A 12,295-nucleotide genomic window follows, 5' to 3' on the forward strand; every position below is an offset into this window, starting at 1 on the left:
AGAAACCGCCGCCTCGCTAAAGACTTCGAGACCACCATAGCATCAGCCCGGAGCTGGCTCTTCACCGCGGCCGTGCAGATGCTCACTCGCAGACTGGCAAACCTATGAACTTACGCCAGATAGTTTCGAGTCAGACTCTTACATAAACTGACGAAATCTGTTCGATCCGGGTCATCAGCGTACCTTCCGGTTGACTGACAAGGGCCCCTTCGGTAACCTGCGCACGGCCCGCACGGCCGCTGATCGGCGCGCGCACGGTGGTATAACCGAGTTGCAGAGAGGCCGCCTCCAGCTGCGCCTGAATCTGGGCAACATTTGCCTCCGCCTCGCGCGAAGCGGCAATCGCCGCGTCGTATTCCTGACTGCTGATAGCGTTTTCTTCGATCAACGGGCGGTAACGTTCGACCACGGCCCGGGCATTGGCTGCTGTTGCCCGTGCGCGGGCAAGTGCAGCCCTCGTCTGGTTCAAACTGGCGCGCAGTTCGCGCGGATCGATGCGGAAAAGTGGTTGTCCATTTCTTACGTCGGTTCCTTCTTCGTAAAGCCGCTCTTGCACTATCCCCGTAACCCGGGCGCGCACCTCTGCCACGCGTACCGGCTCGACCCGTCCAGGTAGTTCGATTATGTTCGGAACGGTTTGCGCAGCTACTGTTACCGTGCGGACCGGAATCGCCTGAGGCGCCATTTCTTCATTCGGTTCGGCACAGCCGACAAGCAACAGCGCTGCGGCTAGGAATACAATTTTGGATTTCACGGGTGGCGGCTTTCAGTCAGCTTTTGTGCATGTGCGAAGATGTAATAGATATTACGCTGTTGTCCGGCAAGCCGTTTTCGTCGAGGTTTGCGCTAAAATGACCGATCAAACCGAATGTGACCGACTTGACCGCCGCAGGCGAGCCTTCATCGAAGCTGCCAGGGAATTGTTCGTTAGACTGGGCTACGAACGCACGACGCTGGGTGACATAGTCGATCGTGCAGGCGGCTCTTTGGCTACGGTCTACAAGCTGTTCGGCAACAAAGAAGGGATACTCGAGGTTGTTGTTTTCGAAAAGGCATCTTCCGGTGCGACGCTGGTCCGCGAGGCAGCTGAAAAAGGCGGTACGCCACAGGAAATCCTTCACCGCCTTGCAATAAGTTTTCAGGCCCACTTCCTAGATCCGGAAGTGGTCGCTTTGGTTCGAATCGTCATCGCGCGCAGCGTGAGCAACAAGGAATTCGCCCGACGGTTTTTGGAACGTACGGCAACGCGGACCCTTGATTCGCTCCAACAGCTCTTTGCGGACTGGCAAGAAGGAGGGATCGAACTGAACGCGCCACCGCATATACTTGCTGAATTGTTTCTTGGGCTATTCGTAAGCGACGTACATGCAGACGCGATCAGTCACAGGGTGGGTATTGACAACAGCCTTGAGCGATTACGCGCCAGAACCCATTTCTTCGTTATGGGATCGGGTGTGCTGGAAAACAAGAACGCAAACATCTCCTTCGAAGGTTCAAACGGGCTATAAGTCTCTCTACCGTAGTTCACCCGGCAGATAGATTATCCGACTTATCCAGGCAGAAACCTATAACCGAGCCGCAGCCTGACGGAGCGCCAATACATTTTATACGGTGTTGGCGGGCCGTCGACCTGTTGCAGAAAGATTGCGTGCCTCCGCTCGGCGAGGATTTTGGCCAGCAGTGCTCTAGGCCGCGTCGGAAAAGTATATCCGTAGTTTGGCAGAGGCGAGAGCTACGAAGCCAAGGTAAGACCCTTTGGTTTTGTCGTAGCGAGTCGGCAACCCTGCGCCAGTTCTGCAGTCTGTTGAACAATCGCTCGATAACTTTACGTCAGCGGCATTTCGCCCGATCATGTGGGGCGGGGTTGCGGCGGTTGCTCCTTGCGGGGATCACAGCCTCGACGCAGGCAGCGACGATCTCCTCGCGGATGGCATCGGCATCATAGCCCCGATCAGCCAGGAATGCCTCGATCCGGTCCGCGCTCGGTGCCGTGCCAGCCCCAAGATATACAAGGTTGAGAGCGGATTCCGTTCACTCTGGGTCATAGCCGCAGGAGCTGAAGTAGTTGGCGCTTTCGTCGGGCTGGAAGAGGTCGACGAGCCTGCCGATCAGGTCCCAGAGGCCGGATACGGTTCGCTCCGCTGCCTTGCGGAGCATCGCCTTGAGCCGGACGAAGGCCTTCTCGATGGGATTGAAGTCGGGACTGTAGGGCGGGAGGGACAGCAGTGTTGCCCCTGCCGCCTCGATCAGCTCGCGCACCGACGCGCGCTTATGGCTCGACAGGTTATCCATGATGACGATGTCGCCACAGCGCAGCTCGGGTACGAGAACCTGGACGACATAGGCTTCGAACCAGTCGCCGTTGATCGGCCCGTCGAGCACCATCGGAGCGATCATTCCACTCATCCGCAGGCCGGCCACCAGCGTGGTCGTTTTGCGATGCCCATGCGGGAAGCCCATCCTCAGACGCTCGCCCCTGGCGCACCGGCCATGGCTGCGGGTCATGTCGGTCGCGGTCCACGTTTCGTCGATGAAGACCAGACGCTCCGGATCGAGGTCGAGTTGCCCTTCGAACCAGGCGGGGCGCTGGCTCAGGACGTCGGGCCGGTCCTGCTCGATCGCGTGGCCAGTCTTTTTTGCGCGTGATGCCGTGACGCACGAAGAAGCGATGAAGCGTCGAGTTCGCCACTACCAGACCGATGCCGCTCAGTTCCGCCCGAAGCTCGTCGAGCGTGATGTCCTTGCGCGCTTCCCACAGAGCCAGGATCATCTCCCGATACTCCTCGACCCGGCGCGAGCGCGTGGTCCCGCCTTGCGGCTTGGGTGCAAAGTTCCCGGTCGCGCGGCGCTGCTCCTGCCACCGGATCGCTGTCGAAGGGGCAACACCAAACCGGTCGGCCGCCGAACGGCAACTCATCCCCGCGTCAACCGCGCCCAGCAGCCGCGAACGTAAATCCATCGAGAGAGGCCGACCCGTTCCATACTGGCCTCCTTCACCTGCCAGCATGATGAATCAGAAAATCACCGGCTTGGGAATCCCTCGCGATTCGGACCGGGCGGAAACCGCTCTAGCACCTGGGATCGCAAATTTTGAATAGCCCTTAGATTTGTGGACGCTTTCTTTCCAAATTTTGAGGACAGGCGGCGACGATGCATATTTGACTTACGGCCACTTCGTTCTGCCAGGGATGCAAAGTGAGATACGCGTTCGTTGCCGAGCATCGCGTGCTGTTTTCGGTGCGCGCGATGTGCCGGTGTCTTCGCATCCAGCCCAGCGGCTTCAACGCCTCGTTGAAGAGCCCGTTGAGCAGGCGGGCGAAGGAAGATGCTCGGCAGACGTGGGAAGAGAGCGGCAAGGTCTATGGCTACCGCAAGCTGCACGACGACCTGCACGATCAGGGCGAGACCTGCTGCCCGAACCGGGTGGCTCGTCTTGCCGGCCTGGCCGGGATCAAGGCGAGGATAGGCTACAAATGCAGGCCGGGCAGCTATGGCGGCAAGCCGTCCAGGGTGATCGACAACACGCTGGTCCGCCAGTTCGATGTCGCTGCACCCGACAAGGCATGGGTGACCGACATCACCTACATCAGGACGCAGGAGGGCTTTGCCCATCTGGCGGTAGTGATCGACCTTTACTCCCGCCGCGTGGTGGGCTGGTCGATGCAGAACCGCCAGACCACCGACCTGGTCCTGCAGGCATTGCTGATGGCGGTGTGGCGCAGGAAGCCGAAGGGGAAGGTTCTGATCCACTCGGATCAGGGATCGCAGTTCACCAGCATGGACTGGGCCTCGTTCCTTAAGGCCCACAATCCGGAACACTCGATGAGCCGCCGTGGCAACTGCCATGACAACGCCGTGGTCGCGAGCTTCTTCAACCTGCTCAAGCGCGAGTATATCCGGCGAAGGACCTATCGCTCACGCGACGAGGCCAGGCAGGATGTGTTCGATTACATCGAAATGTTCTACAACCTGATACGCAAGCATGTAAGGAACGGGATGCTGTCACCCGTAGAGTTCGAAAGGCAGCAGATGATGAGCACCGAGGGCGTCTAGAAAATTCGGGGCTATTCAGTCTGGTGTTGGCCACTCAATCTATTGCGCAGGGCAGCGAGCGTTTTGACCAAAGTTCGGCCGCGCGGGATTAAAAGAACAGTCTCCGTTCCGAGCTGTTTGAGGTTCTCAATCGCGATCGAGCAGACGGATATGAAACAGCGGTCGCCAACCTAGGAGCGGGGCCAGATCGTTCGGTTTCAAACCGTCCGGGGCAAGACACTCAAGGCATTTAGCTGATCTCTTTCGACTGACTGCCTTGATGCACTGTTTACCCAACTACCTCGCTCGCCGGGCCGTAACCTGCATCCTCCGGGATGGTCAGGATATTCTTGCCATCTCGCTGCAAGACCCGCGGCAGGACAGGCACGATCGTGCGCGCCAGCGCGCGATCTACGCAGTCCGCAGCACTGTTCGCCTCGGACAACAGTTCCAGGTTCAGTCGGGTCGGGAAAATGACCGTGCGCTCGCCCGATTTGCCCATCTCCAGAGCACGATTGGGTGACAGCCATTCTGCATCCACCGTCTCATAGCCATCGCACGCGGCAATCTGGCGTTCGGGGGCTCGAGCGACGTAGAACCAGGTGTCAAACCGTTTCTTCATGAAGACCGGGGTAATCCACCGGGCAAAATCGGTGAGACTGTCGAGCCGCAAGATCACATCGGACTGCCGGACGACATCGAGGAACGATCTTTCCCCCTGTTCGACTGCCCGGCGGCTGTCCGGGTCACAGGCCCCTTCGAAAGGGCTGCCATCGCGGTTGACCGCCAGCAAAATGCCAGCCTCCTCGTAAGCTTCGCGGATCGCAGCGATCTTTAAAACTCTTTGGGTCGTATCGACCTGATCCCACCCGTCAGAGTAAGCGGCCCATTCCTCCAAAGAATCATCTGAATGGGGTTTCCCGCCAGGGAAGACCAGTGCTCCAGATGCGAAGTCGATCTGATGATGTCGCTTCACCATGAGAACCTGAAACTCCGGTTCATCCCGCACCAGCAGCATGGTGGCGGCAGGCACCGCCTCGGCAGGTTTCTGTTCGGTCATTTCCACTCTTCTCCCTTGATGTAGCCAATATCGGTGCCGGGCGGCCGTGATCGAAGCGTTCATTGTGTGTGGTCTTATCAGTTCCATCTAGGAATGAGTGCTATTCCCGCGAAAGCCAGAACAATTCCTGCCAGTAACAACGATTGGTCGGCCAGCAATGCGGCAGAGATGATCAACGCTGCCACCACCGGACCCTTGACGGGGGTGCTGCGGTCCTCTTCCCGCGTCAGATGGTTCAGGCTGGCTGGGTCGATGGATACCTGAATCGTACCCGATCGAGCGACCGAGGCAACGTTATCGATCAGGTCGGGCAGCGATGCCGAGAAATCCAGCAGGCCACTGCGGACCTTGGCCAAATGATCCCGCGCGGCTCCGATCGAAAATCGCTCGGCAAACAATTGCATCACGATCGGCTTCGTTTCTTCGGCAATATTGTAGTCCGGTGCCAAAGAGCGAACGAAGCCCTCTGCGGTCAGCAAGGTACGCAGCAAAACAGCGAGGTCGGGCGGCAATGCGAGGCGATAATCGCGCAACAATCCGAAAACCCGATCGAAGATTGCCGAGAATTCAATCCCCACAAGAGCTGTGCCGCGAAATTCCTCGATCAGCTCGTCCAGATCCATCACCAATTGCGCGCGGTCCACGAGTGGATTGCCTGCCCAGTCAAGCAGCAGATCGGCCACCTTGTCTATCTGATCGTTCGCGATAGCAAAAATCAGGCGGACAATTTCCTGACGCCGCGCGCCGCTGAGAAAGCCCACCGAGCCGAAATCGATAAAGCCTACCTGGTTCCCTTCCATCCAGAAAACATTGCCGGGATGCGGGTCGCCATGAAACTCTCCATTGAGAAGGATCATCCGCAACACTGCATCGGCATAGCGCTTCGCGAACCGGGCATTCCCTGCCGGATCAGTTGCCGGGTGCCGCGACGCGGGTTTTCCGACCAGGGCTTCCTGCACATTGATCGTCATGCCTGTGAGTTCCCAATGGATCTCGGGGGTCTTCACCCCAAGCATCTCCAGATAACCGCCAATCCGTTCACAGGCGCGTGCTTCTGCCGCCAGGTCCATCTCCCGCGCTAAATTCTTTCCGAAAGTCTGAAGGAATTCCACGGGTCGATAGCGGGCAATGTCGCTTGACCGACGCTCGGCGAGGCCCGCGAGCCGTGTCAACAGCCTCATGTCCGCCTCGATCCTGGACGCCATGCCGGGTCGGCGTACTTTCACGATAGTCTCGCTTCCGTCCAGCAGGGTTGCGACATATGTCTGTGCGATAGAGGCGGAGGCGATCGGGTTTCTCTCGAAAGCCGCGAATTCACGTTCCCAGTCGCTGCCCCAAGCCGATACAATCACCGGTTCGATCTTATCGAACGGCAGCGGTTCCACCTGGTCGTGGAGAGTGCCGAACGCGGAAATCCAGGGTTGTGTAAACAGATCGCTTCTGGTCGCGAGGAGCTGGCCAAGCTTTATCCCGACAGGGCCGACATCGCGCAATAGCGCCACCACCGATGCAGGACGCAAGTCCTCGGTATCTGGCTCCTTCTCCGAAACCGGCATAATGCCAAGCAAGCTTCCGAGATTTTTCAGACCGTGCCGGGCGAAAATCTGACCGAGTTCTGCTAGCCGCGTCAGTTCACCGACACTGTTTTCCAGATCGCGCTTCATCGGCTTGCTTCACAAGTGTCAGCCTGCTTCTGATTCTCCGCAACTTTTCGAAGCATGGCACGCAGGAAGTCGATTTGAGGCGCAGACATTCCCTTCCAGAGCGTTTCGTGGAGTCGATCAGCCGCTTCGCGCAGTTCCGGCCAGATGGTTCTTACTTGCTCGGTGAGGTGGAGGTTCCAAACTCTTCGATCGTGCGCCGCCCGCTCTCGCTCGATCAAACCTTTTTCAACCAAAACTGTGACAGCCTGTCCTATCGTCGCCGATTCAAGCTCGAACAGGCGAGAAATCTCGGTCTGTGTTAGCGTAGGTTCCCGCAACAAGGACGCGATGATCCGCCATTGTGTTTGATTGAGGTCGAGCCCCACGATCAGAGCGTCGAACGTCCGCCGAGCGGTCCTGTTCACCTCTTCCAGCAAATATAGGATGTCATCCTTTTCGTTGGGGGCGTAATCACGTATTTCATCTTTCGGCATATGCTTATCCATCGCGCTATCCTGAAAGGCTCGCGCAAGCCTGGCGTGCTCAATCTCAGGGTCAACCATATTCGCTAGCAGTGCCGCCCTGCAAACACTCGCTGATTTCACGCTACAGCAGAAACTGAATCCAATGGTCGCTCAAGCCGATAAGGAACCGTACGGCGCTGGGTGAGTGCGAGGGCTCCGGCCACCTCGCCTGCCACGACTGCCGGGATCTTATGATCGCAAGCGCTCGGCCTCCATCACTTGAACATCAGCCCCCCCCTGAAGGGCAAAGGTGGGGCATGAACGCGGGGCATTGGCTCGATTTCGAGTGATTATGGCTCGCTGGCCAGATTGTCATGCATCCTGGCCAGCGATCCGCGTAAGCGCTCCAGTTCCCCAAAACGGATCCCCCCGAGCAAGCGAGCATACATTGCATCAGCTTCTACTCGCATCTTGGGAAGTAGCTCGATTGCGGCAGGGCGTAAATGAACCCGCCAAACGCGCCTGTCGTTCTTCGCGCTGCGTCTTTCCACCAGCTCAAGTTCTTCCAGGCGATCAATAGTCCGGCCGATGCTAGCGCGCTCTAACTCCAGTTCCCGAGCCAGCTCGGTCTGGGTCATGCCTGGGCTCCGAAAGAGATAAGCCAAAATACGCCATTGCGTCCGCGTGAGCCCGAATTGTTCAACCGAAGAATCAAAGGTCCTGCGCAAACGCCGCGTCACTTCCTCCATAAGAAAGAACAGCCGATCGGTATCGGTGAGGAAACTTGCCCCCTTTGTATCCGTGTCATAGTCCGTCGTGGCAGCCATCCTGGGCAACCTACCATAGCCGATCAGGAAATAAAGCGGTTTACTGTAAACCAATTTACAATATAGAGGTTGCGATATGCAGTCGCAAACTTTCCATATCGGGGGAGATGGTGGCATCTCCATAGCAGCCGAAGCGACCGGAAATGCCGATGCTTTACCGGTCTTGCTCGCGCATGGGGGCGGCCAGACCCGTCACGCATGGAAACGTGTCACAGCCGATCTCGCCAGTGCGGGATTTCGTCCGATCGCAATTGACATGCGCGGTCACGGGGACAGCGAATGGTCTGCCGAGGGCGCTTACGAAACGCGCGACTTCGCTTCAGATCTCGTTGCGATCGCTTCAAAAATGGACCGCAAGCCAGCGCTCGTCGGGGCCTCCCTTGGCGGGCTGGCCGGACTGATCGCCGAAGGACACCTTGCGCCGGGCCGCTTCGCGTCGCTCACTCTCGTCGACATCGCGCCGCGTATGGAGACGGGGGGCGTTATGCGCGTAGTCGGCTTTATGGAGGAGCACGTGGAGACCGGTTTCTCTTCACCGGACGAAGCGGCAGAGGTCATCGCGCGCTACATGCCACATCGCCGCAAGCGCGGAGCCGGCAAGGGTTTACGGCGCTATCTGCGAGAGAAGGAAGACGGCCGCTACTACTGGCATTGGGATCCGGCCTTTATCCGCAACATCACACTAGCCAAGCGAAGCGATCCGGCTCATCAGGAACGCCAGTTTGATGCGCTGAACGATGCAGCCAGCAGGCTTTCTCTGCCATTGCATATTATTCGCGGCGGATCGAGCGATCTGGTTTCCGAAGACGCGGTCGCGCAATTGCTCGAACTTGTTCCACACGCTGAATACACCGACATCGCAGAGGCAACACATATGGTGGTTGGCGATGCCAACGATGCCTTTTCGGCAGCGATACTCGATTTTCTCAAGCGTAATCACAGTCCGCAGGGAGCCGTTACATGACCGATAATCCGACAAGGATCGATCCTAAGCGCCTCGAAGAGATCCTGCAGATTGCCCCGTTTCACCGGTGGCTTGGCCTCACTTTACGGTCATGCTCGAACGAGCAGCTTGAACTGGAGATGCCTTGGCGCGACGAGATCGTGTCAAACCCGGCAATCGGTTCAGCGCATGGCGGCGTGCTCGCCTCTCTGATCGATTTAACCGGGCTCTACACCTTATTGTCGCAAGGTACAGGGGCCAAGGCGACCGCCGATCTGAGGGTCGACTACCACCGCCCGGCAACCTCGGGACCACTCATAGCATCGGGCAAAATAATCAAGATCGGTAAAAATATCTCGGTCGCTGAAACACGTGTATACGGTCCTACTGGCAACCTTTTGGCTAGCGGCCGCGGTGCCTACGTATGCTAACAGCGTTATCCTAATGGAACTAACTGCAGGGCGAAAATTAGCAGGTCTGTTCCTCGAAGACCTGCAAAATTGTCCCACGACTTTCAGAGCGAATTGCGTCGCGATAGCCGCCTTCCAATGAGTGACGTGACCCCCTGATCTTCCCCCAGCTGGGATTAGAGCCGAGCCGCGTTGATGCGTATGAGCGCGGTTGAAGCAATGGGCTGCGCAGCGGAGCCCGTAGGGCGTGGCGAAGGAGGCCATTGCTTATCTAGTTCGGCGGCGAACGCCGCCGGTGTCGCGTAGCCAAGGGATGAGGGCGCTCTCTCTCGGTTGTAGTCTTCCACCTGACCTGCCCCATCAGGGTGGTCCACCGGTTAAGTTAGAGTTCCGGCGGTTGGGGTCGCCCTGCTGGGCGGCCTGGAGCGCAGCGTAAGGCAGCATGGCAGGACGAGGCAAGATCGTTTGTGGGGCCGGCGGCTGGTAGCCCAGCGAAGAGTGTGGCCGGACGGTGTTGTAGTGGATACGCCAGCGCTCGATCAGGATGATTGCCTCCTTCAGAGTGTAGAAGATTTCCCCGTTGAGAAGCTCATCCCTGAGCTTGCCGTTGAAGGATTCGTTGTAGCCATTCTCCCATGGTGATCCGGGTTCGATGTAGAGAGTCTTCACACCAATCCGCCCGAGCCAGTCGCGCACGGCATGAGAAGTGAACTCAGCGCCATTATCGCTACGGATGTGATCAGGCGGACCATGGCGTTGGAACAGCTCGGTCAGCACGGCCAGGACATCATCGCTCTTGAGCTTGCGCTGGACATGGATCGCCAGGCACTGGCGGCTGTACTCGTCGATCACGGTAAGCATGCGGAAGGCCTTGCCGTCATGGGTGCGATCCATGACGAAGTCGTAGCTCCACACATGGCCACTATATTGCGGACGCAGCCTCACGCATGATCCATCGTTGAACCACAGACGCCCGCGCTTTGGCTGTCTCTGCGGAACCTTGAGCCCTTCACGGCGCCAGGTCCGCTCGACCCGCTTGGCGTTCACCAACCAACCTTCATTGCGCAGCAGCGCCGTGATCCGGCGATAGCCGTAGCGACCATATTGCTGGGCCAGCCGGATGATTGCAGCTGTCAGCGGCTTCTCGTCGGCTGGTGGTGCGGGCAGCTTGCGCTGGGTCGAGCGGTGCTGGGCAACGACCCGGCAGGCACGGCGCTGGCAGATATCCAATGCCTCCTGCCATGGTCGATGGCCAGCCGACGCCGTGAAGGGCTCAGTACTTTCCCTCGACAACCTCCTTCAGGATCAGCGCATCGAGCGTAAGATCAGACACCGCCTTCCTGAGCCGCTGGTTCTCCTACTTGAGATCCTTCAATCGCCGAGCCTGGCTGACCTTCAGCCCACCGTACTCGCGTCGCCAGCGATAGTAACTCTGCTCCGAAATCCCCAGCGATCGGCTGATCTCCCCGATCTTCTCTCCGTGCGAGAGCCGAACTTCGGCCTCACGCAGTATCCCGATAATCTGTTCCGGCGTGTATCTCTTCCGTGCCATTCATCAGCTCCTTTCAAGCCGTAAATAGCCGAAATCCTAACTCTCAAAACGGACCACTTTTCGGGGGGAAGGTCACCTCTGGCCGATGGGAAGGACGCTGACAGGCTGGAAACCGCAGTTGGGCGGTTGGGGCTTGATCGACCTTAGAAACGCGCAATCGGTCGATCCGTTTTCCCTGGTCTCAGATGAACTCATTGAGGTTGCCGACTGGGAACTACTTGATTTTGCAGTTCAAGTTGTCAAGCAATGGCTCCAAAGGAAAGGTTTCGAGATCATGTCCACTCACTCAAATCCCAACGTCGATCCGAACATCTGGTTTGTCGGAGACAATGGACCCGAGTGGGTAATCGTACGAGCAGCGCGATATCCAGAAAAGGTGGCTCAGATCCCGAGCAACGTAGAGGCCATCGATAAGCAATGCGAAGCTCTCAGTCACTTGGGGAATTTCGCATCTTTTGGCTTTGCGTTGGCGGAAAACGTTGAAACGCCCATCTGGCGGGGACACGCTGCCGATGTCCAATTCGAAGGCATTAAGCCGATCTGATCCGGAAGCTCTCATTGCTCCACGCAGGTGTGCGATCTGTTGAAGAATCATGCGGCCATATTCGTGCTCGGCGGTCGCTTTTGGGGTGTAATATCGCCGCCGCTCTGCGCCAAAACACCAGACGTCCAGACCGGTAACGGCGTGGGCTGTAGACTGGAGTTCGTTCGACCTGAGGCCGGTCGGATTACGACTTTTTACCAGTCGTCGAAACTTTGAATTTTGCTCAGATTGGAAACCTCATTTAAGTGCGTTTCCAAGTGATGGCGTTCCTCATCCCAAACCACAAACAGATGTTCTGCGCCAGGATTCTCAATGTTGTTTAATTCGAAATCGTACACATCGAGAAACAATTGCTCGTAGTACTTAGAGAGACGATTCTCCATGCTGGTGAATGTCACGTATAGCTGGGCATTCTTCGGCCATTTTTTCTGACGTGGCTATCAACGCGAAGCTCAGCAAACCCTTTCCCGACATACACGCATAACATCGTGTAATTGCCATGGTCGTCGCAGGCGTCATAGTCTACCCACAGGTGATAGAGGCCTGTCTGACCACGGAGGAATTTAAGATAGAGCTTGTACGTTATGTTCCCAATACGGAGTTCGTCGTCGACCGGCAGTTCCGCACAAAATGCGCTCTCGTTCACCAACTCATGGGCAGAAATTGGCTGGCTTAGTTCTAAGAGTCTGACTCGAAACTATCTGGCGTAAGTTCATAGGTTTGCCAGTCTGCGAGTGAGCATCTGCACGGCCGCGGTGAAGAGCCAGCTCCGGGCTGATGCTATGGTGGTCTCGAAGTCTTTAGCGAGGCGGCGGTTTCT

The 12,295-nt window shown here is 57.6% G+C and carries 10 protein-coding genes and 5 pseudogenes; 6 read left to right on the forward strand and 9 right to left on the reverse strand.

Translation table 11 applies throughout. The features are described from left to right. A pseudogene (locus AC13F2_RS00150) lies at positions 1–108 on the forward strand (IS5/IS1182 family transposase); the annotation flags it as partial. 22 nt (positions 109–130) lie between these two features. Here AC13F2_RS00150 and AC13F2_RS00155 read toward each other — a convergent pair. Next, a complete protein-coding gene (locus AC13F2_RS00155; protein ID WP_482963894.1) occupies positions 131–754 on the reverse strand; it encodes an efflux RND transporter periplasmic adaptor subunit in 624 nt (207 codons plus the stop codon). 97 nt (positions 755–851) lie between these two features. On the opposite strand from AC13F2_RS00155, the gene AC13F2_RS00160 reads away from it, so the two are divergent. After that, positions 852–1,508, forward strand: a complete 657-nt coding sequence (locus tag AC13F2_RS00160; protein ID WP_482963893.1) for a TetR/AcrR family transcriptional regulator — start codon at positions 852–854, stop codon at positions 1,506–1,508. Positions 1,509–2,031: 523 nt separating this feature from the next. Here AC13F2_RS00160 and AC13F2_RS00165 read toward each other — a convergent pair. After that, a protein-coding gene (locus tag AC13F2_RS00165; RefSeq protein ID WP_094062448.1) for an IS630 family transposase occupies positions 2,032–3,007 on the reverse strand; the annotation gives its coding sequence in 2 pieces (ribosomal slippage) (positions 2,032–2,641 and positions 2,640–3,007; 978 coding nt in all). Positions 3,008–3,183: 176 nt separating this feature from the next. Between AC13F2_RS00165 and AC13F2_RS00170 the strand changes: the two are divergent. Then, positions 3,184–4,053: pseudogene (locus AC13F2_RS00170) on the forward strand (IS3 family transposase); the annotation flags it as partial. 268 nt (positions 4,054–4,321) lie between these two features. Here the strand turns inward: AC13F2_RS00170 and AC13F2_RS00175 are convergent. The 4 genes from AC13F2_RS00175 to AC13F2_RS00190 form a co-directional block, all read right to left on the reverse strand. Then, a complete protein-coding gene (locus AC13F2_RS00175; protein ID WP_160726840.1) occupies positions 4,322–5,092 on the reverse strand; it encodes an NUDIX hydrolase in 771 nt (256 codons plus the stop codon). Positions 5,093–5,169: 77 nt separating this feature from the next. After that, positions 5,170–6,756 carry an ABC1 kinase family protein gene (locus AC13F2_RS00180; RefSeq protein WP_094062446.1) on the reverse strand — a complete coding sequence of 529 codons (1,587 nt, stop codon included), beginning with the start codon at positions 6,754–6,756 and terminating at the stop codon, positions 5,170–5,172. Continuing rightward, positions 6,753–7,241 carry a MarR family winged helix-turn-helix transcriptional regulator gene (locus tag AC13F2_RS00185; RefSeq protein ID WP_232508371.1) on the reverse strand — a complete coding sequence of 163 codons (489 nt, stop codon included), beginning with the start codon at positions 7,239–7,241 and terminating at the stop codon, positions 6,753–6,755. Before AC13F2_RS00185 ends, AC13F2_RS00180 begins: the two co-directional genes overlap by 4 nt. 308 nt (positions 7,242–7,549) lie before the next feature. After that, a complete protein-coding gene (locus tag AC13F2_RS00190) occupies positions 7,550–8,026 on the reverse strand; it encodes a MarR family winged helix-turn-helix transcriptional regulator (protein ID WP_094062444.1) in 477 nt (158 codons plus the stop codon). Positions 8,027–8,102: 76 nt separating this feature from the next. Between AC13F2_RS00190 and AC13F2_RS00195 the strand changes: the two genes are divergently transcribed. After that, the gene (locus AC13F2_RS00195) at positions 8,103–8,990 is read left to right on the forward strand and encodes an alpha/beta fold hydrolase (protein ID WP_094062443.1); all 888 of its coding nucleotides are present in this window, start codon (positions 8,103–8,105) and stop codon (positions 8,988–8,990) included. Further along, the gene (locus tag AC13F2_RS00200) at positions 8,987–9,400 is read left to right on the forward strand and encodes a hotdog fold thioesterase (RefSeq protein WP_094062442.1); all 414 of its coding nucleotides are present in this window, start codon (positions 8,987–8,989) and stop codon (positions 9,398–9,400) included. The genes AC13F2_RS00195 and AC13F2_RS00200 overlap by 4 nt, the downstream gene beginning before the upstream one ends. 155 nt (positions 9,401–9,555) lie before the next feature. Here AC13F2_RS00200 and AC13F2_RS00205 read toward each other — a convergent pair. Both AC13F2_RS00205 and AC13F2_RS00210 read right to left on the reverse strand, forming a co-directional pair. Then, positions 9,556–9,735 (reverse strand): annotated as a pseudogene (locus tag AC13F2_RS00205) (IS3 family transposase); the annotation flags it as partial. Positions 9,736–9,739: 4 nt separating this feature from the next. Further along, positions 9,740–10,931, reverse strand: a pseudogene (locus AC13F2_RS00210) (IS3 family transposase). 85 nt (positions 10,932–11,016) lie between these two features. Here AC13F2_RS00210 and AC13F2_RS00215 point away from each other — a divergent pair. After that, positions 11,017–11,475: a hypothetical protein gene (locus AC13F2_RS00215; RefSeq protein ID WP_301641796.1), complete on the forward strand. Its 459-nt coding sequence runs from the start codon at positions 11,017–11,019 to the stop codon at positions 11,473–11,475. Between the two features lie 712 nt (positions 11,476–12,187). On the opposite strand, the pseudogene AC13F2_RS00220 reads toward AC13F2_RS00215, so the two are convergent. Next, positions 12,188–12,295: pseudogene (locus AC13F2_RS00220) on the reverse strand (IS5/IS1182 family transposase); the annotation flags it as partial.

It is taken from the genome of Qipengyuania sp. L-5Y, from assembly GCF_056859455.1.

What these genes read in the sequence shown, in the direction of transcription:
- AC13F2_RS00160 (WP_482963893.1), top strand. Translation starts at nt 852, where the DNA reads ATGACCGATCAAACCGAATGTGACCGACTTGACCGCCGCAGGCGAGCC.
- AC13F2_RS00175 (WP_160726840.1), bottom strand. Translation starts at nt 5,092, where the DNA reads ATGACCGAACAGAAACCTGCCGAGGCGGTGCCTGCCGCCACCATGCTG.
- AC13F2_RS00180 (WP_094062446.1), bottom strand. Translation starts at nt 6,756, where the DNA reads ATGAAGCGCGATCTGGAAAACAGTGTCGGTGAACTGACGCGGCTAGCA.
- AC13F2_RS00185 (WP_232508371.1), bottom strand. Translation starts at nt 7,241, where the DNA reads ATGGATAAGCATATGCCGAAAGATGAAATACGTGATTACGCCCCCAAC.
- AC13F2_RS00190 (WP_094062444.1), bottom strand. Translation starts at nt 8,026, where the DNA reads ATGGCTGCCACGACGGACTATGACACGGATACAAAGGGGGCAAGTTTC.
- AC13F2_RS00195 (WP_094062443.1), top strand. Translation starts at nt 8,103, where the DNA reads ATGCAGTCGCAAACTTTCCATATCGGGGGAGATGGTGGCATCTCCATA.
- AC13F2_RS00200 (WP_094062442.1), top strand. Translation starts at nt 8,987, where the DNA reads ATGACCGATAATCCGACAAGGATCGATCCTAAGCGCCTCGAAGAGATC.
- AC13F2_RS00215 (WP_301641796.1), top strand. Translation starts at nt 11,017, where the DNA reads ATGGGAAGGACGCTGACAGGCTGGAAACCGCAGTTGGGCGGTTGGGGC.